Genomic DNA, 25,744 nt, shown 5'->3' with positions numbered 1-25,744 from the left:
TCCGACATCAAAACTAGCGAAAAAGGAAGTGTGCACGTTGCAACACGAAAAAGCATTGGTCGTCTTTAGCGGCGGTCAAGATTCAACCACCTGCCTATTTTGGGCAAAACAACAATTCTCTCATGTGGAAGCGGTGACGTTCGCCTACGGGCAACGCCATGACGCGGAAATCGAGGTCGCGAAAGAGATTGCGGCCGAACTCGATGTCCCGCACCACATCCTCGACTTGTCCTTACTCGGACAACTCACCTCTAACGCGTTGACGAGACACGATCTCGACATCGACAATGCGGACGTCCCAAACACGTTCGTCGATGGACGCAATCACTTATTCTTATCCTTTGCGGCCGTCATGGCCAAACAGCTCGGTATGCATCACATCGTCACCGGCGTATGTGAGACCGACTTCTCAGGTTATCCGGATTGCCGGGACCAGTTCGTCAAATCCTTGAACGTGACGCTCAACTTGGCGATGGACTATCCGTTCGTCATCGACACACCGCTCATGTGGCTCGACAAAAAGCAGACGTGGGAACTCGCGGACCGACTCGGTGCGTTCGATTACGTCAAAGAACGGACGCTCACGTGCTATAACGGCATCCTCGGATCAGGTTGCGGCGAATGCCCGGCTTGTGTGCTCCGTCAAAACGGCCTCGCCGCGTATGAGGAGGTGCGCGTATGAAGAACGCCCCATTCCTCGCCCCGACGAGTGTCGAAGCCAAACAAGACGGCTCGCTCATCTATTGTCCGCACCGCGTCCAAATCGTCAAAGAAGTAACGTTTGACGCCGCGCATCATTTGTTCGATTACGACGGTAAATGTCGAGCGCTACACGGACATACGTATAAATTGCAAATGGGCATCAGCGGTTTTCTCGATAACCGCGGCATGACGCTCGATTTTGGCGATTTAAAAGCCATCTTTAAAGAAGAACTCGAACCATACCTCGACCATCGTTATTTGAATGAGTCGTTACCTTATATGAACACGACTGCCGAAAACATGTGCTACTGGATTTTCGAGCAGCTCGCCAAACACTTGCCTGACGAGCGCGACGTCCGCGTCGAATTCGTCAAACTGTACGAGACACCGACGTCATACGCCGAGTTCCGCCGCGAATGGTTGGTGGACTGATGAAAATCCCTGTCCTCGAAGTGTTCGGCCCGACGTTTCAAGGGGAAGGCCGCGCCATCGGACAAAAGACGATGTTCGTCCGGACCGCCGGTTGCGATTATCGCTGTTCGTGGTGCGACTCCGCCTTCACGTGGGACGGCTCGGAGAAACCCGACATGCTGACAGCCGACGAAGTGATCGAACGGCTCGACGCGCTCGGCGTGTACGACTATGTCACCATCTCGGGCGGCAATCCGCTCCTCATCGCCGCGATGAAAGACTTGGTGACGAAACTGAAGGCGCGCGACGTCAAACTCGCCGTCGAGACGCAAGGCAGCCGCTATCAGGACTGGCTCGCTGACATCGACGACGTGACGCTCAGCCCGAAACCACCATCTTCCGGCATGACGACCGACTGGGAGAAACTCGACGCCATCGTCGAACGGCTGCGCCCCGAACAGATGACGTTCAAAGTCGCCGTCTTCGACGAGATCGACCTCGCCTATGCGAAATCGGTACAGACGCGCTACACCCCGGACGTCATGTACTTATCGGCCGGCAATCCCGAGCCCGGTGCGGACGGTGACATCACCGACGCCCAGCTCCGTCGTTTGAAAGAACTATGGGAGGACGTCGCCCGCGACCCGTCATGGCAAAGTGTCCGTGTCCTGCCGCAGCTGCACACATTACTGTACGCCAACGAACGTGGCGTCTAAGGAGAATAACTATGAGACCAGAAGACTTACAAGACTTGTCGCTCCTCGGACAGAAGAGCGTCCCATACATTTTTGAATACGCACCGGACGTCCTCGAGGCGTTCCCGAACCGTCACCCGGAGAACGACTACTTCGTAAAGTTCAACGCACCGGAGTTCACGTCGCTCTGCCCGATCACGAACCAACCGGACTTCGCGACGATTTATATCTCATATATCCCGGACGAGAAGCTCGTCGAGTCAAAATCGCTCAAGCTATATTTGTTCAGCTTCCGCAACCATGGGGACTTCCATGAGAACTGCATCAACGTCATCGGAAAAGACCTCGTCAAGTTGATGGAGCCACGCTATCTCGAAGTGTGGGGCAAGTTCACGCCACGCGGCGGCATCTCGATCGATCCGTACTACAACTACGGCAAACCGGGCACGAAATACGAAAGAATGGCTGAACATCGCTTGTTCAATCACGACCTGTATCCTGAGACGGTCGACAACCGTTAACCAAAAAGTAGGCGCTCAACGGGAGCGCCTACTTCTTTTTATAGCGATTAACTTGTCGTTTGATCGGTTCCCGGAACACCGTCGCGACGAGCGTCAGGACGACCAAGACGACGAGGGCGAGGATGATTAACTTAAAGTCTCCGCTCGCGAGGCTACTGCCGAGGAAATTGTTGGCGAACGCACCCGGGATCATCCCGACCGTGGTCGCGAAGACATAACCCGGGAGGCGCACTTTCGCGAGCCCTGAAGCATAACTGACCAAGTCAAAGTTGACGAGCGGGATCAAGCGTAAAATCAAGACATAGAAAAATCCATCCTCCTCGATCTTATGCTGCACCTTCTCATAATTGCTCGTCTCGAAATGGTGGAGAAAGCGGTCACCGAAGCGAATCGCGATATAGTAGGCGACGAGCGCGCTGAGCGTGGCCCCGATGACTGTATAGACGACACCAGGCAGCGTCCCGAACGCCAATCCACCGGCGACGGACAAGACCGACGTCGGAAATAAAATCAACGGGCGAACGGTGAACAGTAAAATATAGACGAGCGGGGCGAGCCACCCGAATTGAACGATATAATCGCGAATCTCACCCGGTCGCAAGTCGATCCACTGATAAAGGAACGTCGCGGTACCGAAGACGAGCAAGACGATGGCAATGATCCATTGCGTTTTCCACTTGTTCATCGGTCGACCTCCTCTCTTTCTTCCATCATATCGCCTCACCTCGAAAAAGTAACGCCTTCCTTTTTTTAGGAATCGCAGTATGGTACGGTTAAAAAAAGCAGAAGGAGGAATCCCTATGTACTTGGCAGATGCCATCAAGTTGAAACACCTGCTTCTGAAGCAGATTGATAAGTTGCTCGAAGAAGTCGAACGTGTCGCATTCATCGAACTCGAGAAAGATGAGCCGCTCCCGACGATCCAGTCCCGTTCCCTCGAGGATATCGAAGTTGAGCTCGAGGCGATCCGGACCGATTTACGCCGTCTTGATCGTCTCGTCTGTGAGGCGAACCTGCATACCGTCATCGAGACGAATGACGGACCGCTCCCACTCGTCGAAGCGATGGAGTTCGCCGTTCAATTACGAGCTCAGGCTCGGATGTATCAAGATTTGGCCGAGCGTCCGAAACGCGAGTTCCAAACGGGTTACGGGGAAGGGACGAGCGTCATCAAGCATGCGCTCTATGACCCGGAACTTTACCGGCTGAAAGCCCGTGACGTCGAGAAACGGGCCAACCGCATCGCCAGCGCCATCGAGTCAGCCAATCATCGAACCGAGATTGACTTCGATGCGAGCCGTTATATGTAACAAAAACGCGTCGGGACGTTCCCGACGCGTTTTTACATGTGATGATTATGGTGGTCATGATGGTGTGAGCTCGAACGGCGTCGCGGGACCGGCTCATCGGCGAACTTCTCCCCGTCCAAGATGCCGAGCCGTTTGTATTGGCGATCGACCCGCTCTTTCGTCTCGTCGTGCACGTGCGACGACTCCATAATCAAGTGATAGCTGCCGAGCGCGACTCGGAACGGCTCCATCTGTGTCCGCTCGACCGGGAACGACGTCACGTCTCGCAAGTAGTCAGCGAGACGGTTTGCCGATTCGTCACTCGGATGGTCGGCCAAGTCTGACGCGAACTGTTGCATGTCTTTCAATAGACTGTTCGTCTTCACTTGCTTACCGATGCCTCCAATAACAGCGAACACGATAATACCGATAATCAGGAAAAAGAATATCGGGAAAATGATTGGTACTCCACTAAAAAACGAGTCCCCCATCCCTGTTGAATCGATGTATACTTCTTCCCCGAATGCAAACGTATGGACCATGATGTCTCCCCCTTTTTTCTATAATACGGATGCAGCCCCATTTGGTTTCATGCCAACAAAAAAACCGTGGCATGCGCCACGGCTCAGCGGTCAGTTCAATTGTTTCTCCATCATGATGCGAGGCTCGTTATCCTCTGTATACGCCCCCATGATGTCGTAGCCACACAACAGGTTCAAGATGATGACCCCTTTGTTCGTGTTACGGGCTTTCGTTCGAATCGAATGGAACCCTTGCGCTTTCACCCACTCGAGTTGCGTGTCCATCAGCTTGCGGCCGATGCCATGCTTTTGAAACTCGGGGTGCACACCTCCGGCCCAGCTATAGAAGCGATACGGCTCGGCCTCATAACCGATTTTGAAGCCGACGAGGCGCTCATCTGAAAATGCGAGCAACACGAGCGGGTTCGCATGACGATACAGCCGTTCTTTAAAACGCAGTTGATCGATGTCCCCGTAAAGCGTGCGGTACAGGTTAAAGAATTCCTCTTCGTAGTCTTTGAAATTCGTCGTCACATCTTTCACGATAAATGAACTGGTCGTACTCATCTTTCCATCCCCTTTCAGTATATGGACAAGTTGTTCGTACGCCTGTACCTTTCGCCGTTTACTCCGTTTTTCCTGTCTCACGCGCAAAAGCGGTCAAACCTTTTTGCTTATACACACCGAGCGACCGCTTCGGAAGGCTCTTTACCATCCAATTTTTTAAGATGCGCTGCTTGTCTTCCACCTTCAGTCCATATCCGTCCGTCACGACATGGCGCGCCCGCGTCGTCACATCGTACAACGAGATGGCGGCAGCGACAGAAATGTTCAAACTTTGGACGTATCCTTGCATCGGAATCAAGTAATTGCCGTCTGCCTTGGCGAGCGCTCGTTCCGATACGCCGTGATGTTCGTTCCCGAACAAGAGCACGGTCGGTTTTGACACATCGATGTCCTCAAGTGGGACCGCCTCTTCACTGAGTGCCGTCGCGAGCACTTGGTAACCGTCCGCCTTCAACCGATCGATTGCGTCCTCGATCGAAGGATGTTCGACCACGTCGACCCAGCGATCGGCGCTTTTGGCGATAATCGAGTTCGGCTTGAACTTGGCCCGTCCCTCGACGACGTGCAACGTCTGGACACCGAACGCGTCCGCCGAACGGAGCACGGCCGACTGATTGTGCGGGTCATCGACCCCTTCCGTCAAAATCGTGATATGGTTCGTCCGTAACTCCAGCACTTCCTGCATCCGCTTGACGCGGTCGGGCATCAACATGCTGTACAGCAGTCGATCCTCTTCTAATAACAGGCCCGACTGCAACAATTCATCGAGTAATGCCGCTTGCTCTTCTTTTGATAATGCCGATGTTGTCTGTCTCCATCCCATCGTTCTCGCCCCTTTCAACCTTTAGTATTGTAGCGAGATTCGTTCCGACTGACAAGCTAGGTGAGAAACGAGTCGAATATCCTCTCGTTATGAAAATCCATGAAAATTAGGAAAACGGTTGCACAAAGTTATGCAATCGATTACAATCATCTATGCAAGCGATTGCATTGACAGTCGCCATAGACAGATAAAAAGTTCCGTACAGGAAGGAAGCGTATAGCATGAAACAACTCATCTCGTTCGACTTTTGGCAGAAACTCGGTAAGGCCTTAATGGTCGTCATCGCCGTCATGCCGGCCGCAGGTCTCATGATCTCGATTGGTAAATTGATTGGCATGTCAGCCGGAGACGTCAGTATCTTGCTCACGACGGCACGCATCATCGAAGACCTCGGTTGGGGAATCATCGTCAACTTACATATCTTATTCGCGGTGGCCATCGGTGGCTCATGGGCGAAAGATAAAGCCGGCGGTGCCTTCGCTGCACTCATCGCCTTTATCTTGATCAACCGTGTCACAGGCGCCATCTTCGGCGTCAACGGAGCGATGCTCCAAGACCCGGAAGCGACAGTCCAGTCTCTCTTCGGGGCTGACCTTGTCGTCGCCGACTACTTCACATCTGTACTCGGTTCACCAGCACTCAACATGGGCGTGTTCGTCGGGATCATCGCCGGTTTCCTTGGTGGAGCCCTTTATAACAAGTTCTATAACTTCAACAAATTGCCGAACGCCCTCTCGTTCTTCAACGGGAAGCGCTTCGTGCCATTCGTCGTCATCCTCGGTTCGGTCGTTGCCGCCATCGCGTTGTCAATCATTTGGCCGACGATTCAAGGTGCGCTCAACAGCTTTGGTGAATGGATTGCGACGTCACGTAACACGGCACCAGTTCTCGCGCCGTTCATCTACGGTGCGCTCGAACGTCTCCTCTTGCCGTTCGGCCTTCACCACATGCTCACTGTGCCGATGAACTACACGGAGCTCGGTGGCACGTACACGATTTTGACAGGTGCGACAGCCGGTTCGGTCGTTGCGGGTCAAGATCCGCTCTGGTTGGCTTGGGTCACAGACCTCGTTAACCTGCGCGCTGCTGGTGACACTGCTGCTTACAACGCCTTGCTCGCTGACGTCGTACCGGCCCGCTTCAAAGTCGGTCAAGTCATCTTGTCATTCGCTGCCTTGATTGGTGCCGCTTACGCGATGTACCGCAACGTCGACGAAGACAAGAAAGCACAATACAAGCCGATGTTCTTGTCGGCTGGTCTCGCCGTCTTCTTGACGGGTGTCACAGAACCGATCGAATTCATGTTCATGTTCGTCGCTCCAGTCCTTTACGTCGTCTACGCGCTTTTGGCCGGTGCCGCCTTCGCTTTAGCGGATGTCATCGACCTTCGTGTCCACGCGTTCGGTGCGATTGAATTGCTCACACGCATCCCGATGATTGTCAAAGCGGGACTGTTACAAGACTTGATTAACTTCTTCCTCGTCTCGGCTGCCTTCTTCTTCTTGAACTTCGGTGTGTTCAACTTCTTCATCAAGAAGATGAACCTTCCGACGCCTGGTCGTAACGGGAACTATATGGAAGAAGTGACAGAGAAATCGACTGTGACAGGCAACGAGCAGGTCATGGGGATTATCGCTCTACTCGGTGGGGAAGAGAACATCGAAGACGTCGATGCCTGCATGACGCGTCTCCGTGTCACAGTCAAAGACATGTCGCTCGTCTCAGAAGAGAGCGAATGGAAAAAGAACGGCGCCATGGGTCTCATCTTGAAAGACCGCGGTGTCCAAGCAATCTACGGCCCGAAAGCCGACGTATTGAAGTCTGATATTCAAGACGTCATCGGTGCATAATCAACAGGCCAGCTCGTACGAGTTGGCCTGTTTTTTCTAAAGGAGGACTATCGTGAATATTTTAACGCTGAACTGTCACGCCTGGTTAGAGGACCGTCAACAAGAGAAAATCGACTCGATCGTTGAACGGATTGCGAGCGAGGAATATGACATCATCGCACTCCAAGAAGTGAATCAACATAAAGAGGCCCCACTCATCGACGGCTTGATTCGAGAGAACAACTTCGCCTATGTGCTCGTCGAGCGTTTGAAAGAGCAAGGCGTCGATTACTACATGACGTGGGACTTCGCCCATTATGGATACGACATCTACGAGGAGGGCGTCGCGATTTTATCGCGCACTCCGTTCGTGTCGACCGAATCGTTCTTCGTCTCCCAGACGACCGACCCGAACGATTACAAATCTCGGAAAATCGTCAAGGCGGTCGTGGACGGCATGGACGCGCCGACGGCGATTTACTCCTGTCACCTCGGTTGGTGGCATGACGCCGATGAGCCGGTGCGCCATCAGCTCGATGAACTACTTCGTCGCGTCGAGGACGACGACCGCGCCTTGCTGCTCGGTGACTTTAATAACGACGCCTTCATCCGTGGCGAAGGGTACGATTACTTGATCGAGCACGGTCTCCAAGATTTGTTCCATTTGGCGACCGAGCGTGAAGGCGATGCGACCGTCCAAGGCAAGATTGCCGGCTGGGACGAGAACAAGCAGGCGCTTCGCATCGACTTGATGCTGACGAACGCTCCGATCCACGTCTCTCGCCATGCCGTCGTCTTCGATGGCGAGAACGGTCCGATCGTCTCGGATCATGCCGGTGTTGAAGCAACGGCATTTTGGCGGTAAATGGCACCCTTTTCTTTTCCTCACGGAAGGGAAAAGGGTTTTGCTTTGCGTGGAAATCCTGTATGGTTGAAAACGACTGAAGTCTAACAACCTTGAACGAAAGAAGTGATTTTATTTTGACGACTACCCCATCGCTCAGTCGGACCGACTGGACGCTTATCTTATCGCTCGCCTTGCTCACGTTCGTGCTCGGGACGAGTGAATTTGTCATCGTCGGGATTTTACCCGATATCGCCGATGGACTATCGATTTCGATTGCCACGGCCGGAACGCTCGTCTCGGCGTTCGCGATCACCTTCGCCATCGGGACCCCGCTGACGATGTCACTGACGAGCCATTTGCCGAAACGAAAACTGATGCTTACACTCACCGCTGCGTTCATCGTCTTTAACTTGTTCAGCAGCCTCGCTCCGACGTACGGGATATTGCTCGTGCTCCGGATGATGACCGCCGTCGTGACCGGCGTGCTCATCTCGCTCGCCATGCTCGTCGCCAGTGAATCGGTTCCAACCGGGAAGCGCGGCATCGCTGTCTCATTCATTTTCGGCGGTTTCACGATGGCCAACGTATTCGGCGTCCCGCTCGGTACGTTCATCGGCCAACGCGCCGGATGGGAAACGACATTCCTGTTGACGACCGCTTTAGGCGTCGTCGCATTTCTCGCCGTCTACCGTGTCGTGCCGAGCCATTTAACGAGCGTCAAAACGTCGATTGCCGATCAATTGCGGCTCTTGACGAACCCGCGCATCCTAATCGCGTTCTTCATCCCGGCGTTCGGCTTCGGCGCGACGTACGTCGTCTATACGTATCTCGTCCCGATTTTGAAAGGCGTGCTCGGCGTCCCGATCGCTTGGGTCAGTCCAATCCTGTTCGCTTACGGATTCATCTCGATCTTCAGCAACATGGCGGCCGGGAAAATCGCCAATCATAATCCAATCGGACGTCTCCGGTTCGTCTTTCTCATCCAAGCGCTCGTCTTGGCGGCCTTGTATGTGACGACGTCGAACGTGACGCTCGGCCTGATCAATATCGCGCTCATGTCGTTCATGGCGATTCTACTGACGACATCGACGCAAATCTACTTGATCGACTTGGCCGAGAAGTTCAATCCGGACGCTAAAGGACTGGCTTCATCGCTCATGCCGGTCGCAAGCAACGTCGGTATCGGCATGGGTTCGGCGCTTGGTGGTCTTGTCTATGCCAACGCACCCGTGATGACCCTCGCCATCGTCGGCGGCGCCGTCGCGCTCGTGACAGCCTTGCTGACAGCGGTCAGTCATAAGCTCGACCAACGTTAAAACAGCGTGCCCCATCATGTGGGCACGCTGTTTTCATAACCAATCCAAGATTTGATCGATCGTCTCGTCGAGTTGTTGTTTGGCGCTGAGTGGGCTATCGTTATCTCCGTCCTGCGGGCCGTACATCCCGAAGTTGGCGTGATTGCCGTCTTTGATTTGATGGAAGACGGCGTCATCCGGGACGTTGTCACGGCTCGCCTCGATATCAGCCGGTGTGGCCAGACCGTCGATTTCCCCAGAGACGGACAAGACACGTAAATTGCTGTCCGCCATCGTACTGATCGGATACGAGGCGAGGAAGATGACCCCGTCGACTTGCGCCTCGTGTTCGAGCGCGTAACCGGACGCGGCCGACCCGCCGAGTGAATGCCCCCCGACGACCCAACGTTCGATATCCGGGTGGGCGGCGATGATATCTTCTGCCGCATCGATATCTGCTATCCCGAGATTCAAGCGCAACGATGGGATAGCGACGAAGACACCTTCCTCTGCCAGTCTGGTGCCATAGTAAGCGTACGCCTCTTTCTCGACTTTCGCTCCAGGATACAGGATGAACCCAACCTCGCTGTCCGTCTGCCCGAACTCGAGACGATTGTCCACCTCCCTCGCCTCAGCCGCGTAACCGCGCGCTTCTTCCGTCGGTCCGTACGTCAGTTGCGTCCACACGAGGAAGCCGATGATGGCGACCAAGATGACTCCTAATAGGCCAAGGCCAATCCACTTCAGTTTTTTCTTCATTATATACCTCCATTTGCATCCACTTCCCCGTCACGGTACACTAGTATTAAAAAAGGGAAATACCAGGGGGACACCATGACCAAAAGTTCTGTAACCACGACGATTCAGTGGTTTATTTTTATTTTAGCTACAAACATTGTACCACCGCTCTCAATCGCCGCCTTATTTGAACTGTCGCCAGGAGAGACGATGACGTTCATCTCACGTTCACTGTTCGTCTTCGCACTCTTCAGCATTATCCAAACGCTGCTCGGCCACCGCCTGCCAATCTTAGAAGGACCAGCCGGGATTTGGTGGGGCGTGTTCACACTCTATGCCTCCATCGGTCCAGCACTTTATGGGAGCGGACAAGAGACGCTCCAAGCGCTCGGTTTCATGTTGTTCTTAAGTGGTGTGCTCGGTGTGGTCATGACTGTCACCGGCCTGTTGCGACGGATGCTGTCGTTGTTTACCCCGCAAGTCCTCGGCGTCTATATGATTTTGCTCGTGTTGCAATTGTCCGGCGCCGTCATCAAAGGCGGCTTCGGTGTGACCGAGGACGGCATCAACACAATCCAAGCCGTGGCGACGGCCGGCCTCGTCTTATTCGCGCTCACGCTCGAGCGGAGCCGGTTCAAGCAGTACGGCCTCGTCATGACGCTAATCGCCGGATTTTGGTTGTTCAACATGCTCGGCCTCGGGAACCCGATCGTCCGTTCCGAGTCATTTTTCCTCGTCCCTGAACTATTCCCGTTCGGAACGTGGGTGTGGGATTGGAACTTGCTCCCGACTGCGTTCGTCATCACGCTCCTGCTCATGACGAACGTCCTTGCCAATATCAAATTGATTGAGCGCATCGTCAGCTCGCGCGAGAAGCGTCAAATCGAAGGGAACGTCCCGGCATCCGGCGTTGTCAGCGGCATCAGCCAAATGGTCGCGGGCTTGTTCGGGACACCGGGACCGGTCGCCATCTCTGGGACAGCCGGCTTCCTGTCTTCGACTGAAAGTGTGCATCGCACGCCACACCTCATCGCCCATGCTTTGATGATGGTGCTCGCCCTCGTCGGTCCGTTCGTCTCGCTGATCGCAAGTATCCCAGCCGCTGTCGGATACGCCATCGTCACCCCGCTCATCGCGACGATGATTATCATCGGAATCAACGAGGCGGCGTTCGAATTGAACCAAAAGACGGCCTCACTCACTGTCGGTCTCCCGCTCGTCATTGGGGCCGGGGCGATGTTGCTCCCACCTGGGGCAATGAACGATTTGCCGCCGCTCTTGGCGACCGTGTTCTCGAACGGACTCGTCCTCGGAACGATCGTCGCCTTGACGACGGCCATTCTCAGCCGCATCAAAGACTAAAAAAACTGACCTCGAGAGGTCAGTTTTTTTCGGTTACGTGCATATGGAACGCTGCGTCGTGCGGCAAGACGGCACCGTCTTCGGCCTCGAAGTGCGCGCGGTCTTTGACGTAGGCGACAATCGAGATTGTGTCGCGGTGAAGCGCCCGTTTGAACGCTTGCTCGGCCGTGACCGGTGTCCCGTCGTCATTTTTCAACTCGAGACCCATCAGCTTATAGCCGAGCGTCTGTCCACTGCGGCGCATCTGACATGCCTCAAGCGCGTAGGAGACGAGCGTCGGGGTGATGACAGCATGGACGAACTCGCTTTTCACTTTCTTCCGAACGAGCTGTTCGACACCAAAACTGAGCAATCCGGCAATGACGCCATCAATCAAGACGGCTTGGGTACGTTTCTTCGTTAATGGGTTCATTGGCTCATCCTCTGCATCATACCTGACGTCAACACTTCGATGCCCTGTCCTTCTTCTGCGGCCATAATCAAGGCGCGGGCCACGTGGAGCGCTTGAATCGGCGCGGCATCCGGTAGTTTATCGAGCAACAACGGTTGGAGCGGACGGCTGACGACTTCGGCCGCTTTTTCGCCGAGTCGGAACTCATCCCGCTCCCCAAGGAGGAGCGATGGCCGGGCGATAATCAAGTGCTCGAAGCCGAACACTTTGAGCCCATTCTCGAGCTCCCCTTTCACCCGGTTGTAGAAGAACGGTGACCGAAGTGACGCGCCTTGAGCCGATACGACGGCATAACGTGTCGCTCCGTGTTGTTTCGCGACCCGTGCCACTTCGAGCGGCAAGTCGAGATCGACGTGTTTGAATGCCTGACGCGAACCGGCGACAGCGATCGTCGTTCCGAGTGCGCAGTAGACGTCATCAATATGCGGCAACGCCTCGTCCATTCCTTCAAATCCGACGACCTCGTGCAGTTTCGGGTGACTCCAACGCTTCGAGCGACGGACGACAATCCAGACTTGATCATATCGTTCTTGTTCGAGCAACTGTTCGACGAGTTCGCGTCCAATCAATCCGGTGGCGCCAACGACAAGTGCAGTTTTCCCCATGCTTGTTCCCCCTAGTTACGTAGTTCCTTTCAGTCTAGCTGACTTGCCGGTTCTCGGCAACGACCTCGGCCGGACGGAACCGGTCGACGAGTCGGAAGAACCCGTTCAATAACAAGGCGGTGAACGATCCTGCGACGATGGCGCTGTCCGTGAACAACTGCACCGCTTCCGGCATGTTCACGACGATGGCCGGGTTGGCCGTGATACCGAGACCGACCCCAATCGACAAGGCGATTGTAATCAAGTTCTCGTTTTTCGCAAAATCGACTTGGCTCAAGATTCGAATCCCTGAAGCGGCGACCGTGCCGAACATGACGAGCATCGCCCCACCGAGCACCGGTTTCGGGATCAATGTCGTGAACGTCGCGACTTTCGGCAAGAAGCCCAGCAAAATCAACAGACCGCTCGTCCAGAAGATGACGCGACGTGATTTGACGCCTGACAATTGGACGAGACCGACGTTTTGACTGAACGTCGTGTACGGGAAGCTGTTGAAAATCCCTCCGAGAATCGTTGCCACACCCTCGGCCCGATACCCTTTCGTCAACTCGTTCGAGCCAATCGGTTTTTTCGTGATATCGCTCAATGCTAAGAAGACACCGGTCGATTCAATCATCGAGATGATGGCCACGAGCGTCATGACGAGGATGGCCGAGACGTCAAACGTCGGCATCCCGAAGTAGAACGGTTGTACCATTTGGAACCAACCGGCCTCACGGACCGGACTGAAATCGACGAGACCGAGGAACGCGGCGACCCCTGTACCGATCAAGACCGCAAACAAGACAGCGGCCGCGCGCGTGAACACGGTACCGATTCGGTTCAAGACGAGAATCAAACCAATCGTCAAGCCACCGAGCGCCAAGTTTTGCATCGAAGCGAAGCCAGGCTCACCTGGCATCCCACCGCCGATATCATTGACAGCGACTGGGATGAGCGAGAGACCGATAATCGTCACGACCGAGCCGAGCACGACCGGCGGGAAGAAGCGAGCCAGTTTCCCGACAAAGCCTGAAATTAAGATGACAATGATTCCGCTCGCGATGAGTGCCCCATAGATGGCGGTGATGCCGCTCGAACTACCGATGGCAATCATCGGACCGACCGCGGTGAACGTACAACCGAGTACGACTGGCAGACCGACACCGGTGAAACGGGTCGTCCAGACTTGCAACAGCGTCGCGACGCCGCACATGAACAAATCGATTGCGACGAGGTAAGCGAGTTCAGTCGGACCGAGCCCGATGGCACCGCCGACGATGAGCGGGACGATCGCCGCGCCCGTGTACATGGCAAGTAAGTGTTGGAATCCGAGACTGGCTGTCTTGAACGTGTTCATCGGACTACCTCCATGAAGGAAATCTTACCTGCTTCAAGCTTGGCGATCCGAGCGAGTGACTCGACTTGATAGCCTCGCTCGAGCAACTTGCCCCGTCCCGGTTGGAACGACTTCTCGATGACGATGCCGACACCGGCGACGACCGCCCCGGCTGATTCGACGAGTTGCGTCAAACCGAGAGCGGCTTCCCCGTTAGCGAGGAAGTCATCGATGACGAGCACGCGCTCCCCAGGTTGGACGAAGCGACGGCTCAAACTGATGCGGTTCGTCTCTTGTTTCGTGAAGGAGTAGACGTCCGCTTCGACGAGGTCATCTTGAAGTGTAAGTGATTTGCGTTTACGAGCGAAGACGAACGGGATGTTCATCTCGAGCGCCGTCATCATGGCCGGAGCGATCCCGCTCGATTCCAATGTGACGATACGGTCGATTCCAGCGTCACGGAACCGGTCCGCGAACTCGCGTCCGATCGCCTGCATCAAGACAGGATCGACTTGATGGTTCAAGAAGGCATCGACTTTCAACACGTGTTCGGACAACGCTTGTCCTTCATCTCTGATTTTGTCTTCTAACTGCTTCATTGTTTTCCCTCCAATAAAAAAATGCGATTCGTCACCCCAACCCGGGGACGACGAACCGCATGGAAACAAAACGAATGCACACGACAAGCGTCACCCGTAGTCGAACCATTTACGGTGGTTCGGTAGAGACTTGCGGGCCATATTCCCGCTGATATACGAGTGCGAATCTTTTATTTATATAAGATAGGACTTATTCTAGACGATATTGTAGAAATTGCAACCCGTTTTGGAAAAGACGGCTAAAAGTTCGATTTTTCTGAAACTCCTGTATACTAAAGATACTGGAAAAACGAGAGGAGCCACATCCATTATGAAGCTATTCGTTTTAGGTGCCACCGGCCGGACCGGTCATCAGTTTGTCGACCAGGCCATCGAGCATGGCCACCATGTGACCGCCTTCGTGCGGGAACAAAAAAAATTGATTCCGACCCCGCAACTTGAAATCATCGAAGGCGACGTCACAGACAGCGCCGCTTTGACAGACGCCCTCGCTGGTCATGACGCCCTTATCAGCTGTCTCGGGACCGACTTGAGCGATTCGGACTTCCTGGCCCGCGTCACCGACGCACTCGTCCCGGCGCTGAAAGCAAATGACGTCACTCGGGTCGTCTACCTCGCCTCGGCTGGAATCGACAAAGAGATTCCGGGCATCGCTGGTACGGTGGTGACGTTCATGCTTCGGAAGCCGCTCCGTGATCACCGGGCCGCGGTCGATTTGTGGCGCAACTCGTCGTTCGATTACACAATCGTGCGGCCGATGCAACTGACGGACGGTCCCCGGACCTCGGTGTATCGAACGTCTATCGACACCATTCCAGACAACGGAAAACAGATTTCACGGGCCGATGTCGCCCAGTTCATGCTGAACGCCGTTGAAGAACAACACTTCGTCCGCCAATCAGTCGGCCTGGCGTACTAATTTTTTTGAATCCATGCTACAATATCGGATAGTCAACTTTGAAGGGAACGAATAAGAAATATGAGTATATTAACAGTACAAAACTTGAGCCACGGTTTCGGTGACCGCGCCATTTTGAACGACGTGTCTTTCCGTCTATTGAAAGGCGAACACATCGGCCTCATCGGAGCGAACGGTGAAGGAAAATCAACGTTCATGAACATCATTACGCGCAAACTCCAACCGGACGAAGGCAAAATCGAATGGGCGAAAAACGTCCGTGTCGGTTACCTCGACCAGCACGCTGTCCTCGAGCGTGGGATGACGATTCGGGACGTGTTGAAGAGCGCATTCCAATACTTGATTGACACCGAAACACGAATCGGTGAGCTCTACATGGAAATGGGCGATGCGACGCCTGAACAGATGGACGACATGCTCGCCGAAGTCGGCGAACTGCAGGAAATGCTCGATTCGAACGACTTTTATATCATCGACGCGAAAGTCGAAGAAGTCGCTCGCGGTCTCGGTATTTTAGATGTCGGACTCGACCGTGACGTCACGGACCTCTCAGGTGGTCAGCGGACGAAAGTATTGCTCGCGAAATTGCTTCTCGAGAAGCCGGACATCCTCCTCCTCGATGAGCCGACCAACTATTTGGACGAGGCCCACATCGAATGGTTGAAGCGTTATCTCCAAAACTACGACAACGCCTTCATCTTGATTTCGCATGATATCCCGTTCTTAAACAGCGTCATCAACTTGGTCTACCATATGGAGAACCAAGACTTGTCACGCTATGTCGGGGACTACGACAAGTTCATGGAAGTGTACGAGATGAAACGATCGCAGCTTGAATCGGCTTATAAACGCCAGCAGGCTGAAATCGCCGACTTGAAAGACTTCGTCGCCCGTAACAAGGCACGCGTCTCGACACGGAACATGGCGATGTCACGCCAGAAGAAGCTCGATAAGATGGATGTCATCGAACTGAGTGCGGAACGTCCGAAACCAGAGTTCCGGTTCTTGCAGGCACGCACGTCAGGTCGTCTCATCTTTGACGCCAAAAATCTCGTCATTGGTTATGACGAGCCGCTCTCACGCCCGCTCGACCTCCAAATGGAGCGCGGTCAGAAGATTGCCCTCGTCGGTGCGAACGGGATCGGGAAGACGACGCTGTTGAAGAGCCTTCTTGGCATGATCAACCCGCTTGAAGGAACCGTCGAACGCGGTGAGTTCTTGGAGATCGGGTACTTCGAACAAGAAGCGGCCGTCAGCAACAACACGTGTATCGAAGAGATTTGGAGCGAGTTCCCATCACTCAACCAGCAACAAGTCCGCGCCATGCTCGCGAAATGCGGTCTCATGACGAAGCATATCGAGAGTAAAATCGCGGTCCTCAGTGGTGGAGAGAAGGCGAAGGTTCGTCTATGTAAGCTCCAAAACAACGAATCGAACTTGCTCCTCCTCGATGAGCCGACGAACCACTTGGACGTCGACGCGAAGGAAGAGTTGAAGCGCGCGTTGAAAGAATATAAAGGCAGTATCCTACTCATCAGTCACGAACCGGAGTTCTATCAAGACATCGTCACCGACGTCTGGAACTGCGAATCGTGGACGACGAAAGTATTCTAATCCGTGTAGAGGAAGTGGCGTATGGCTGGCCCGATTCAAGTTAATGAACGCATCGTTCTGTATGACATCATTCGAGGTTTTGCCCTGTGCGGCATCTTCCTCGTCAATATCCCCACGATGCTCGGGAGCGACTGGATTTTCGGTCGCACCGATTATGCGGGGAGCGATTTACTCGTCCGGACGCTATTCGATTTGTTCGTCCAGACGAAGTTTTACACGATTTTCTCGCTCCTGTTCGGAATCGGCTTCTCGATTTTCCTCGAGCGTTCGTATGCGCGCGGGGACTCGGTCAGCCGTTATATCCGCCGTATCGCCATCTTGTTCCTATTCGGACTCGCTCACCTGGCCATTTGGTCGGGTGACATCTTACATACGTATGCGATGTGGGGCTTGTTGCTCCCACTGTTTTATGGATTGAGTAATCGGGCGATTTTGACATGGGCATGGAGCTTATTAATCGGGAGTTTTTTACTATTCTATGTCTCGTCCATCTATTTAGAATGGGCTTTAGGATTTATGTCTATTGGCGGACCGTTCCCGACCGTCTTTAATTCCGGATTCGGTCCGTGGTTCGACTACCGCTTGGACAATGAGATTTTTGACATGTTCCAAAACTCATTTTTCGTCGGGATTGAAATTCTAAGCCTGTTCTTGTTCGGTCTGTATATTGGACGCGAACGGAAACTCCTCACGTGGAGTATCCGAGGCTTGACCCGGACGGCCATCATCTGTACGGTAGCGGCCCTACCGTTCTTCGCAGTCATTGTTTGGCATCATTACGGTGGCGGTGCAGCCTATACCGCGACGAATTCTGCGGCCGTCATCGTCTCTGGGAAACTGCTCGCGACGACGTACGTCTGTCTCTTTACGATTGCCGTCCGTAACGGGCGCGCGTTCCGTCCGCTGCAGGCGCTCGGCCGTATGGCGCTGACGAACTATTTGACGCACACCCTCGCCGTCGTTTTGCCCGTTATCGCCCTCGGCTACTACGGTCGCCTGTCGTTGACGGAAGGATTGTTCTTAAGTATCGCGATTTTGATTGCCCAAGCGTTCTTCTCGATGTGGTGGCTGAAATCGCATCGATACGGTCCGTTCGAGAAGTTATGGCGAATGGGAACGTATGGACGACAAAAACAATCATCTTAACCGCAAAAAAAGGCTCGAAGCAGATCAATCTGCTTCGAGCCTTTCTCGTTTCTTAGTTCGTCGCCGCTGCTGTGAGCACCGGTACGATTTGTTTTTTGCGTGAGACGACGCCAGGAAGTGTCGCGAGACCATCGACCAATTTGACGTTGAACGCCTGCTCGAATAGATCCGTCTTCTTACCGACAACGAGTGCTTCTGAATCGTTCGTCAAAATGTTCGTGATGGCGAAGACAAACAAATCGAGTTCTTTGTCTAACATCTTCACGGCCATTGCCGCTTCGACTTCAGCTTTACGGCTCAACACGTCGTTCGCGTCGACCGTATTCACTTGAGCGATCTCAATGCGGTAGTCGCCCATCGCAAACTCTTTCGCGTCGAGCGAGATGAGTTCTGGGATCGTTTTTTGGCTAAGGTCAGCCCCAGCTTTCAACATCTCAAGACCATATGTCTCGATGTCTGTACCTGAAATGGCTGCGAGTTCTTTTGCCGCTTTGATGTCCTCGTCTGTGCATGTCGGTGACTTGAACAAGAGCGAGTCCGAGATGATCGCCGATAGCATCAATCCTGCCATGTCAGGCGCGATTTCGACACCGTGCTCTTTATAGAGTTTGAGCAAAATCGTCGCCGTACAACCGACCGGCTCCGCACGATAGTAGAGGGCATCCGCTGTTTGGAAGTTGGCGATGCGGTGATGGTCGACGACTTCAAGAATGCGCACGTCTGCGATGTCTTCCGCGCTTTGCTGGAACTCATTATGGTCGACCAGGATGACCGAGTTCGCTTCGTCTGACACGCGTTCTACGAGGCGTGGTGCCTTGACGCGGAAGTGGTCGAGCGCATATTGCGTCTCCCCGTTCACTTCACCGAGACGGACCGCCTCAGCGTCCATGCCTAACTTTTTCTTCAGCTCCGCGTAAGCGAGCGCCGAGCAAATCGTATCCGTGTCTGGATTTTTATGTCCGAAAACTAGTACTGTACTCATGATGCATTCTCCTCACTATGATAGTTTTCCCTTATCCATTATACCGTCTATCCTCATTCTTTCAATTCCCAAACAAAAAGAGCCACCAGGGGCTCTTTACGCTTGTTCGTCTTCGTCCGTCTCTTCAAGGTCCGAATGATCCCCTTTTGAATCTTCTTCGTGCGAAATATCCGGTTGGTCTCGTTTCAACTTCTCTTGTTCTTCTTGTTCACGCTTTTTATCTTGTTCTGACATCTGTCTCATCCTTTCGGTTTTGTCATGTCGTAGACTGTTCCCCGAGCTGGATGGCTTCAAACGGATGTCGCATTTCTGTTAACAAACTGTGATGTCACGCTTGAACGAACACGACCTCGTCGCCTCGAATCTCGACGTTGACGTCTTGTCCTTGGAATAACCACTCATCCTGTTCAGCCACGACGAAGCGAATCCCGTCCGCTTCCGTTTCGACTACAGCGTTGTCGATGTCTTCTGTGATGACTCCCACTGAGAAGCCGTGCGTCAAATCGGTCGAACCCCCATATTTGGCGAAAAGGCGCACCGTCTGGCCTGCCTCGACTTCCATCTCATCTTTAAAAAATTGGAGTGCTTCTTCTGTCACGTTAATCTTCATTCGTCATCCTCCTCTCGACTTCTGTCTCCATTCTAATCGTTTCAGAAAAACCGAGCGAGGAAGTTGCCTAGAGCGTCGACCCCGGCAAATATGTGACCGTTAAACTATTTGTGACCGAAGCTCCGCCATTCATCTCCTCGAACGTCACATCGAACAACGTCCGTCCGATGTCTTCATTTGGCGAGTGCATCGTCGACAGGCCGAACGCCTGACCAATCGGATGACCATCGAAGCCCAGGATGGCGACTTCATCCGGGATGCTGACACCACGACGGCGTAATTCTCCTAAAAAACCGAGCGCCACATAATCCGACGAGAAAAAGAGCGCTCGAGGACGCTCTTGTTGACGCAGAAACGCATCGGCCAGTCCGATCCCGTCCTCGCTCGTCAAGTAACCGGTCCAAACCCATCGCTCACGCGCAAGTTCGACTTCATCGAAGTACGCCTGCTGACGCGCGATCGAGCTTGGACTGTCTTGTCTTGACAACACGATGCCGATTTCGGCATATCCCGCTTGCGCCAACACGCGCAAACCGGCGACGAACGCGGTGTAATGATCGACGTGGACCGAAGAAATCGTCTGCGGCGCCCCGACGGTCGCGACCGAGATTGGACCAAATTGTCGATACGTTTCCATCTCATCGAATGACATCGTATGGGATAACAGAATCGCCCCATCGACTTCACGGTGCTTCAATAGATCAAGCGCTTGCCGTTCTTGGTCGAGTTGATACTCTGTCTGCCACATGACGAGTCGATAATCTCTTTGGAGGGCAGCTTTCGCGAGCCCGTTGACGAACAGTCCATAATACGGATGATCCAAATACGGCAACACGACGACGAAACGTTGCGTGCGACCGGTCGATAACGTCAGCGCCTGCTGATTCCGTAAATAGCCAAGCTCGGCCATCGCCCGTCGCACCCGCTCCCGCTTCTCTTTCGACACATACGGATGCTCGTTGAGCACGCGCGACACCGTCGTCACGGAGACGTCCGCATATTTCGCGATATCTCGGATGTTCGCCATTCCGCTTCACCTCAATCTGTCAGTCTTTGCATATAGTGTACCCAGTCTGACTCCTGACTGTCACCTTTCGCAATCACTTGCTTTCGGATGGCTTGGACGAGGCGGAACCGTTCTTCGACGGGTAGATGAAGAAACTCGTCTTGAAAACGGGCGCACAACATTCTTCCGAGCGGCGTATACAACTGATTGATGACGAGTTCGTAGACGATCCCACTACACCATGTTTTCCACGTTGTCGGATTCATGAGCTTTCCCTCCTTTGACTTAACCGTACAGTCTGAAACGCGTTTCAGAGCAAGTACTATTTTTATTTCGTCTATTTCCGAACATTCAACGCTTACATGAGGATATTTAAAGTTTTTTAACTCAAAATCATTGACGACAGCCAGCTCATTTTGTATAGTCATCAAGTTGATAACGTTAATTCGACGATTGTCGGGCATTATTGTTCGGAAATTTCTAATTATAGGGAGTCCTACTCATGAACTTATTTCAATTGAAACAACATGGAACGAACGTTAAACAAGAAGTGATGGCCGGCATCACAACGTTCGTGACGATGGCTTATATCTCTGTCGTCAACCCAGCGATTCTGTCAGACGCCGGCATCCCGTTCGCACAAGCGTTCACGGCGACCATTATCGCCATCTTGATCGGTACCGGGCTCATGGCGTTCTACGCCAACCTCCCGATTGCCGTCGCCCCAGGGATGGGACTGAACGCATTCTTCGCGTATACGCTCGTCGCCCAGCAACAGATCACGCCGTCCGCCGCGCTCGGCGTCGTCTTCGTCTCATCGGTCTTCTTCTTGATTTTGTCGCTGTCACCGATTCGGACGAAACTGATTCAAGCCATCCCGGCGTCACTCAAGCATGCCATCACGACCGGTATTGGTTTATTCATCGCCTCACTCGGGTTGAAGTTATCAGGCCTCATCGTCGCCGATGAAGCAAACCTCGTTCGCCTCGGGGACTTGTCGTCACCGAGTGTCTTGCTCGTCCTCGGCGGTTTGATCGTCTCGGCCCTCTTGTTCTCACGGAACGTGCCGGGCTCGCTCCTCATCGGGATGGTGCTCACAGGCATCGCGGCCACCTTCATGGGTCTCTTGAAGATTGAAGGCGTGACGGCGATGCCGACATTGCCGGAAAGACTTATGGTCAATCCGCTCACGGCGTTCTCGGATGTCATCCAGTACGGTTTGTTCGGTGCCGTCTTGTCGTTCTTCCTCGTCACGTTGTTCGATACGACGGGAACACTCGTCGGAGTCGGAAAACAGGCCAACCTGTTGAAAGAGGATGGGACAATCGAAAACGGGCACCGCGCCTTGTTCGCCGATTCACTCGCGACGATGGGCGGTTCGCTCGTCGGGACGAGCCCGTCGACGGCTTATATCGAGTCGGCCGCCGGTGTCGCCCAAGGCGGACGGACCGGTCTGACGACAGCAGTCGTGGCCGCCTTGTTCGGACTGACATTGTTCTTCAGCCCGCTCATCGGTGCCATCTCTGGCGTTGCCGCCATCACGGCACCAGCCCTCATCATCGTCGGTGCACTCATGTTGACGAACGTCCGTTACATCGACTGGACAGACTTCAGCGAATACTTCCCGGCGTTCATGACGATTCTCATCATGCCGCTCTCAGGCAGTATCGAACGCGGGATCGCCTTCGGTTTCATCCTCTATCCGATCTTTAAAGCGATGAACAAAGAAACGGTCCACCCGCTCATCTACTTGTTCGGCGCGCTATTCATCCTGGAAATGTTTTTCTTATAAGTTAGATTCGAGCCCTCGTCGACCGACGAGGGTTTTTCTGTTATCGGGCAGGGTAATGCTGTTTTATAGCAGTCATCTTCTGAATATTGATTCATTATCATTTAGTTCTCAATTAGACAGGATTTGACAATTTTTTGTGAGAATCGTTCCATTTTTCTGTTTTGGCCTCGTTTGTTATGGAATAATAACTGTGAAACCGTTTTCGATTTTGACTAAGAACAGGAAAGAAGGAATGGACATGCCTAACGTGGCGCTGTTCGTCACTTGTCTCTCCGATACGTTGTTCCCATCGGTAGGACAAGCGACGGTCGAACTATTAGAACATCTAGGTTGTGACGTCAGTTTCCCATTTGAACAAACGTGTTGCGGGCAGCCCGCTTACAACAGTGGCTACCATGAAGAGACGAAAAAGATTGCGAAACATATGATTGAGACGTTCGAGAAGGCGGATGCTGAGTATATCGTCGGTCCGTCTGGGTCTTGTGTCATGATGATGCGCGACTATCCACATTTATTTAAAGACGATCCCACTTGGAAGGCGCGGGCTGAGGCTCATGCGGCGAAGACGTTCGAGTTGACGCAGTTCATCGTTGACGTGCTTGAAGTGACGGACGTAGGGGCCAAATTCCCAGCCAAGGCAACGTATCATGCGTCTTGTCATATGACGCGCCTCCTCGGAATCGAGGCGGCACCGGGCCAGCTACTTAAAAATGTCGACGGATTGACGATGCTCCCGCTCGACAATGTCCACAACTGTTGTGGCTTCGGGGGGACGTTCTCCGTCAAAATGCCAGACGTCTCGGTGCAGATGGTCGATGAGAAAGTCGAGTCGATCTTGAACTCGGGAGCCGAAGTGTTGATTGGGGCTGACGCTTCATGTCTGATGAACATCGGGGGACGTTTGCATAAACAAGGTCATCCGATCAAAGTGATGCATATCGCGGAAGTGTTGAACGAAGGGGTGAAACAAGCATGAGTATGGGGATTCGGTTAGATGAGAAGTTTCAGGATCGACGTAAAGACGGAATCGACAATCCATTCATGCGTCAGGCCGTCAGTTCGGCGCAAAACCGTCTGCGTGACGGTCGTTTAAACGCGGCAGGTGAACTCGGGGATTGGGAAGCGTTCCGGGACCATTCGGAAGAGATTCGCCAACACGTACTCGAACATCTCGACTATTACTTATATCAATTGAGCGAGAACATCTCGAAACGAGGCGGCAACGTCTTCTTCGCCGAGACGCCGGAAGAAGCAAACCGTTATATCCGGGAAGTTGTACGCGCCAAAAACGCCAAACATGTCGTCAAATCGAAGTCGATGGTGACAGAAGAAATCGGGCTGAACGAGGCGCTCCATGAGGAAGGTTGCACGGTCGTCGAGTCCGACCTCGGGGAATGGATCCTTCAACTCGATAATGATCCGCCGTCGCATATCGTCGCCCCGGCCCTCCATAAAGACCGGAACGCCGTCCATGAGACGTTCACGGCCCACGGCTACGAAGGGACGAACGACCCGACCGAGCTCGGGCGCTATGCACGCCGTGAGTTACGAAAAGACTTTTTGAAAGCGGAGGTCGGCATCACCGGCTGTAACTTCGCCATCGCCGAGAGCGGTGCCGTCGGACTCGTCACGAACGAAGGGAACGGCCGCATGGTGACGTCGCTTCCGGACACTGTCATTTCCGTCATGGGGATGGAACGGATCGTCCCGTCGTACGAGGAGTTCGAAGTACTCGTCAACATGTTGTGCCGGAGCGCCGTCGGTCAACGACTCACCTCGTACATCACGACGTTCGCTGGCACGCGCGATCACGGCGAAGTCGATGGACCAGAGGAGTTCCATCTCGTCATCGTCGACAACAAACGTTCCGGCATCCTCGGCACACAGTTCCAATCTGTGCTCCAATGCATCCGTTGTGCGGCCTGTATCAACGTCTGTCCCGTGTACCGCCACATCGGTGGTCATGCCTACGGCTCGATTTATCCGGGTCCGATCGGCGCTGTGCTCGCTCCGCTCCTCGACGGCTACGAGAATTATAAAGAGTTGCCGTATGCCTCGAGTCTATGCGGTGCCTGTACGGAAGCCTGCCCGGTCAAGATTCCGCTCCACGAGCTATTGATCGAACATCGCCGTGTCATCGTCGAAGAGAAAAAACAGTCACCGTTCGTCGAGCGCATCGCCATGAAAGGCTTCGCGGTCACGTCTTCGAGCCCGTTCTTGTTCGAAGCGGCCGAACACATCGCACCGTTCGCATCGTCCCCATTCACGAAAGCGGGACAAATTGAGAAAGGCTTGCCGGCCTGGACAGATTCGAAAGACTTGCCGCAACCCGCCAAGCAGACGGTACGGGATTGGTTCAAGAAACGGGGGAATGTAGAATGAATCCAGGAACGATCACCAATCGCGAAGATTTTCTAAAACGAATCGCCGGACAACTCGGACGTGACGTCGACTTGACGCCGCCGAAACGCGTGTATAAACACCGCCCGCAAGACGAGGTGCTGAAAAACGCCTCTGACGAGGAACTGCTCGAGACGTTCCGGCTGGTCGCGACACGCATCCATACTGACGTCGTCGAATGCGAGTCGGCTAACCTCGATGATACACTCCGTCTCTTGATTGAACGGTATGACGGGAAGAGCATCATCGCCGAACGTGACGACCGAATCCAGGCATGGGCGCCCCAGACGAGCGAATCGTTCGACTGGTGGGATGCGGAGCGGCCAGAAGACAGCCGTGCCCTCGCCGTGAAGGCCGATATCGGTATCACGATTGCCGACCAGGCCCTCGCCGAGAGTGCGACGATCGTCCAGTACGCGGCTCCAGGGAAGTCACGCACAATCAGCTTATTGCCGCGCGACCATATTGCCATCATCCCGAAATCGGTGCTCGTGCCGCGGATGACACAGGCAGCCAAAAAATTAGCCGAACTTGACCGGACCGGTGACCTCGCCTCGCCGAACGGTGTCAACTTCATCTCCGGTCCATCGAACTCAGCCGATATCGAGATGAATTTGATTGTCGGCGTCCACGGACCTGTCCGTGTCGCCTATTTGCTCGTCCATGACTTATAAGGAAAAAGACTCGCCGCGTGATGAAGCC

General features: G+C 53.8%; 30 protein-coding genes and 1 riboswitch. Of the genes, 16 read left to right on the top strand and 14 right to left on the bottom strand.

Translation table 11 applies throughout. The features are described from left to right. Positions 1 to 37 precede the first annotated feature (37 nt). Genes queC through queF form a run of 4 tightly spaced genes read left to right on the top strand, consistent with a single transcriptional unit; the run spans position 38 to position 2,329 of the window. Positions 38 to 682: a 7-cyano-7-deazaguanine synthase QueC gene (queC, locus tag KNP60_RS10400; protein ID WP_034780758.1), complete on the top strand. Its 645-nt coding sequence runs from the start codon at positions 38 to 40 to the stop codon at positions 680 to 682. After that, positions 679 to 1,134, top strand: coding sequence for a 6-carboxytetrahydropterin synthase QueD (gene queD / locus KNP60_RS10395; RefSeq protein WP_021068101.1), 456 nt, complete (start codon positions 679 to 681; stop codon positions 1,132 to 1,134). Before queC ends, queD begins: the two co-directional genes overlap by 4 nt. Beyond that, the gene (queE, locus tag KNP60_RS10390; protein ID WP_251131381.1) at positions 1,134 to 1,829 is read left to right on the top strand and encodes a 7-carboxy-7-deazaguanine synthase QueE; all 696 of its coding nucleotides are present in this window, start codon (positions 1,134 to 1,136) and stop codon (positions 1,827 to 1,829) included. Before queD ends, queE begins: the two co-directional genes overlap by 1 nt. Before the next feature lie 11 nt (positions 1,830 to 1,840). Next, positions 1,841 to 2,329: a preQ(1) synthase gene (queF, locus tag KNP60_RS10385; RefSeq protein ID WP_021068099.1), complete on the top strand. Its 489-nt coding sequence runs from the start codon at positions 1,841 to 1,843 to the stop codon at positions 2,327 to 2,329. A gap of 28 nt (positions 2,330 to 2,357) precedes the next feature. Here the strand turns inward: queF and KNP60_RS10380 are convergent, their stop codons facing one another. Then, a complete protein-coding gene (locus KNP60_RS10380; protein WP_138860076.1) occupies positions 2,358 to 3,014 on the bottom strand; it encodes a TVP38/TMEM64 family protein in 657 nt (218 codons plus the stop codon). Between the two features lie 115 nt (positions 3,015 to 3,129). On the opposite strand from KNP60_RS10380, the gene KNP60_RS10375 reads away from it, so the two are divergent. Next, positions 3,130 to 3,639, top strand: coding sequence for a hypothetical protein (locus tag KNP60_RS10375; RefSeq protein WP_214797426.1), 510 nt, complete (start codon positions 3,130 to 3,132; stop codon positions 3,637 to 3,639). Between the two features lie 32 nt (positions 3,640 to 3,671). Here KNP60_RS10375 and KNP60_RS10370 read toward each other — a convergent pair whose 3' ends face one another. The 3 genes from KNP60_RS10370 to KNP60_RS10360 form a co-directional block, all read right to left on the bottom strand. Then, positions 3,672 to 4,160: a hypothetical protein gene (locus tag KNP60_RS10370; RefSeq protein ID WP_034780750.1), complete on the bottom strand. Its 489-nt coding sequence runs from the start codon at positions 4,158 to 4,160 to the stop codon at positions 3,672 to 3,674. Positions 4,161 to 4,250: 90 nt separating this feature from the next. Next, positions 4,251 to 4,706, bottom strand: coding sequence for a GNAT family N-acetyltransferase (locus KNP60_RS10365; protein ID WP_021068095.1), 456 nt, complete (start codon positions 4,704 to 4,706; stop codon positions 4,251 to 4,253). Positions 4,707 to 4,764: 58 nt separating this feature from the next. Continuing rightward, the gene (locus KNP60_RS10360; protein WP_114164885.1) at positions 4,765 to 5,529 is read right to left on the bottom strand and encodes a TrmH family RNA methyltransferase; all 765 of its coding nucleotides are present in this window, start codon (positions 5,527 to 5,529) and stop codon (positions 4,765 to 4,767) included. A gap of 221 nt (positions 5,530 to 5,750) precedes the next feature. Here KNP60_RS10360 and KNP60_RS10355 point away from each other — a divergent pair, with 221 nt between their 5' ends. From KNP60_RS10355 to KNP60_RS10345, 3 genes are all read left to right on the top strand, one after another. Continuing rightward, a complete protein-coding gene (locus tag KNP60_RS10355) occupies positions 5,751 to 7,379 on the top strand; it encodes a PTS transporter subunit IIBC (protein ID WP_034780743.1) in 1,629 nt (542 codons plus the stop codon). Between the two features lie 52 nt (positions 7,380 to 7,431). Continuing rightward, positions 7,432 to 8,223, top strand: a complete 792-nt coding sequence (locus tag KNP60_RS10350; RefSeq protein WP_029596278.1) for an endonuclease/exonuclease/phosphatase family protein — start codon at positions 7,432 to 7,434, stop codon at positions 8,221 to 8,223. 116 nt (positions 8,224 to 8,339) lie between these two features. After that, entirely contained in the window at positions 8,340 to 9,521 is a 1,182-nt protein-coding gene (locus KNP60_RS10345) for an MFS transporter (RefSeq protein WP_034780741.1), read from the top strand. 33 nt (positions 9,522 to 9,554) lie between these two features. On the opposite strand, the gene KNP60_RS10340 is transcribed toward KNP60_RS10345, so the two are convergent. After that, complete coding sequence (locus KNP60_RS10340; protein WP_214797424.1) at positions 9,555 to 10,259, bottom strand: alpha/beta hydrolase; 705 nt, start codon at positions 10,257 to 10,259, stop codon at positions 9,555 to 9,557. Positions 10,260 to 10,334: 75 nt separating this feature from the next. On the opposite strand from KNP60_RS10340, the gene KNP60_RS10335 reads away from it, so the two are divergent. Then, complete coding sequence (locus KNP60_RS10335; RefSeq protein ID WP_034780737.1) at positions 10,335 to 11,600, top strand: purine/pyrimidine permease; 1,266 nt, start codon at positions 10,335 to 10,337, stop codon at positions 11,598 to 11,600. A 19-nt stretch (positions 11,601 to 11,619) separates the two neighbouring features. Here KNP60_RS10335 and KNP60_RS10330 read toward each other — a convergent pair whose 3' ends face one another. Genes KNP60_RS10330 through KNP60_RS10315 form a run of 4 tightly spaced genes read right to left on the bottom strand, consistent with a single transcriptional unit; the run spans position 11,620 to position 14,573 of the window. Further along, positions 11,620 to 12,012, bottom strand: a complete 393-nt coding sequence (locus KNP60_RS10330) for an RDD family protein (RefSeq protein ID WP_034780735.1) — start codon at positions 12,010 to 12,012, stop codon at positions 11,620 to 11,622. Beyond that, positions 12,009 to 12,656: an NAD(P)H-binding protein gene (locus KNP60_RS10325; RefSeq protein WP_034780733.1), complete on the bottom strand. Its 648-nt coding sequence runs from the start codon at positions 12,654 to 12,656 to the stop codon at positions 12,009 to 12,011. Before KNP60_RS10325 ends, KNP60_RS10330 begins: the two co-directional genes overlap by 4 nt. Positions 12,657 to 12,690: 34 nt before the next feature. Continuing rightward, entirely contained in the window at positions 12,691 to 13,995 is a 1,305-nt protein-coding gene (locus tag KNP60_RS10320; RefSeq protein ID WP_214797423.1) for a nucleobase:cation symporter-2 family protein, read from the bottom strand. Next, entirely contained in the window at positions 13,992 to 14,573 is a 582-nt protein-coding gene (locus KNP60_RS10315; RefSeq protein WP_214797422.1) for a xanthine phosphoribosyltransferase, read from the bottom strand. Before KNP60_RS10315 ends, KNP60_RS10320 begins: the two co-directional genes overlap by 4 nt. 77 nt (positions 14,574 to 14,650) lie before the next feature. Beyond that, positions 14,651 to 14,752: riboswitch (purine riboswitch) on the bottom strand. Positions 14,753 to 14,883: 131 nt separating this feature from the next. On the opposite strand from KNP60_RS10315, the gene KNP60_RS10310 reads away from it, so the two are divergent. Genes KNP60_RS10310 through KNP60_RS10300 form a run of 3 tightly spaced genes read left to right on the top strand, consistent with a single transcriptional unit; the run spans position 14,884 to position 18,252 of the window. Continuing rightward, positions 14,884 to 15,492 carry an NAD(P)-dependent oxidoreductase gene (locus KNP60_RS10310; protein WP_214797421.1) on the top strand — a complete coding sequence of 203 codons (609 nt, stop codon included), beginning with the start codon at positions 14,884 to 14,886 and terminating at the stop codon, positions 15,490 to 15,492. Between the two features lie 60 nt (positions 15,493 to 15,552). After that, positions 15,553 to 17,106, top strand: a complete 1,554-nt coding sequence (locus KNP60_RS10305) for an ABC-F family ATP-binding cassette domain-containing protein (RefSeq protein ID WP_021068083.1) — start codon at positions 15,553 to 15,555, stop codon at positions 17,104 to 17,106. 21 nt (positions 17,107 to 17,127) lie between these two features. Next, positions 17,128 to 18,252, top strand: a complete 1,125-nt coding sequence (locus KNP60_RS10300; protein WP_214797420.1) for a DUF418 domain-containing protein — start codon at positions 17,128 to 17,130, stop codon at positions 18,250 to 18,252. Positions 18,253 to 18,304: 52 nt separating this feature from the next. On the opposite strand, the gene KNP60_RS10295 is transcribed toward KNP60_RS10300, so the two are convergent. The 5 genes from KNP60_RS10295 to KNP60_RS10275 form a co-directional block, all read right to left on the bottom strand. Beyond that, positions 18,305 to 19,234 (bottom strand): manganese-dependent inorganic pyrophosphatase, encoded by a 930-nt coding sequence (locus KNP60_RS10295; RefSeq protein ID WP_034780718.1) that lies wholly within the window; start codon positions 19,232 to 19,234, stop codon positions 18,305 to 18,307. Between the two features lie 96 nt (positions 19,235 to 19,330). Next, positions 19,331 to 19,468: a hypothetical protein gene (locus KNP60_RS10290; RefSeq protein WP_021068076.1), complete on the bottom strand. Its 138-nt coding sequence runs from the start codon at positions 19,466 to 19,468 to the stop codon at positions 19,331 to 19,333. Positions 19,469 to 19,562: 94 nt separating this feature from the next. After that, on the bottom strand, positions 19,563 to 19,844 hold the full coding sequence (locus tag KNP60_RS10285) for a HesB/YadR/YfhF family protein (RefSeq protein WP_034780715.1): 282 nt from the start codon (positions 19,842 to 19,844) through the stop codon (positions 19,563 to 19,565). A 67-nt stretch (positions 19,845 to 19,911) separates the two neighbouring features. Continuing rightward, entirely contained in the window at positions 19,912 to 20,871 is a 960-nt protein-coding gene (locus KNP60_RS10280) for a LacI family DNA-binding transcriptional regulator (protein WP_214797419.1), read from the bottom strand. A gap of 11 nt (positions 20,872 to 20,882) precedes the next feature. Beyond that, a complete protein-coding gene (locus KNP60_RS10275) occupies positions 20,883 to 21,116 on the bottom strand; it encodes a hypothetical protein (protein WP_034780710.1) in 234 nt (77 codons plus the stop codon). A 236-nt stretch (positions 21,117 to 21,352) separates the two neighbouring features. Here KNP60_RS10275 and KNP60_RS10270 point away from each other — a divergent pair, with 236 nt between their 5' ends. The 4 genes from KNP60_RS10270 (at position 21,353) to KNP60_RS10255 (ending at position 25,716) form a co-directional block, all read left to right on the top strand. Further along, positions 21,353 to 22,642: an NCS2 family permease gene (locus tag KNP60_RS10270; RefSeq protein ID WP_214797418.1), complete on the top strand. Its 1,290-nt coding sequence runs from the start codon at positions 21,353 to 21,355 to the stop codon at positions 22,640 to 22,642. A 238-nt stretch (positions 22,643 to 22,880) separates the two neighbouring features. Beyond that, positions 22,881 to 23,618, top strand: coding sequence for a (Fe-S)-binding protein (locus KNP60_RS10265; RefSeq protein WP_214797459.1), 738 nt, complete (start codon positions 22,881 to 22,883; stop codon positions 23,616 to 23,618). A 2-nt stretch (positions 23,619 to 23,620) separates the two neighbouring features. Beyond that, positions 23,621 to 25,024 carry a LutB/LldF family L-lactate oxidation iron-sulfur protein gene (locus tag KNP60_RS10260; protein ID WP_034780929.1) on the top strand — a complete coding sequence of 468 codons (1,404 nt, stop codon included), beginning with the start codon at positions 23,621 to 23,623 and terminating at the stop codon, positions 25,022 to 25,024. Then, complete coding sequence (locus KNP60_RS10255) at positions 25,021 to 25,716, top strand: LutC/YkgG family protein (RefSeq protein ID WP_034780704.1); 696 nt, start codon at positions 25,021 to 25,023, stop codon at positions 25,714 to 25,716. The genes KNP60_RS10260 and KNP60_RS10255 overlap by 4 nt, the downstream gene beginning before the upstream one ends. Positions 25,717 to 25,744 lie beyond the last annotated feature (28 nt).

The organism is Exiguobacterium sp. s5 (assembly GCF_018618075.1).
GTDB lineage: Bacteria > Bacillota > Bacilli > Exiguobacteriales > Exiguobacteriaceae > Exiguobacterium > Exiguobacterium mexicanum_A.
The sequence above is the reverse complement of the archived record's forward strand: the minus strand, read 5'-3'. Positions and strand labels throughout refer to the sequence as shown.